Here is a 462-nt window from a genome sequence, read left to right on the forward strand (position 1 = left end):
TAAAAACCAAGATGGGTCGTTAGCTCAGTCGGTAGAGCAGTTGGCTTTTAACCAATTGGTCGAAGGTTCGAATCCTTCACGACCCACCACTTTCTAAATCGTGGCTAAAGAATTTAGATGTTATATCAGATTTACCAGATGGGTCGTTAGCTCAGTCGGTCTTGAAACATAGACAGTTGGCTTTTGCTCCAGTAAGCGATAAAGCTTATAAAACTAAGATGGGTCATTAGCTCAGTCGGTCTTGAAACATAGACAGTTGGCTTTTGCCCCAGTAAGCAGTAAAGCTTATAAAAACCAAGATGGGTCGTTAGCTCAGCGGGTCTTGAAACATAGACAGTTGGCTTTTGTTCCAGTAAGCAGTAAAGCTTATAAAAACCAAGATGGGTCGTTAGCTCAGTCGGTAGAGCAGTTGGCTTTTAACCAATTGGTCGAAGGTTCGAATCCTTCACGACCCACCACTTT

Annotated in this window: 2 tRNA genes; both read left to right on the forward strand. The window is 42.9% G+C overall.

Annotation, left to right across the window (positions count from 1 at the left end):
• Positions 1–13 precede the first annotated feature (13 nt).
• A tRNA-Lys gene (locus tag GQA99_RS20265) sits at positions 14–89 on the forward strand.
• Between the two features lie 293 nt (positions 90–382).
• A tRNA-Lys gene (locus GQA99_RS20270) sits at positions 383–458 on the forward strand.
• The last annotated feature ends 4 nt before the right edge of the window (positions 459–462 follow it).

Origin of the sequence: Shewanella litoralis (assembly GCF_009828585.1) — a bacterium.
GTDB lineage: Bacteria > Pseudomonadota > Gammaproteobacteria > Enterobacterales > Shewanellaceae > Shewanella > Shewanella litoralis.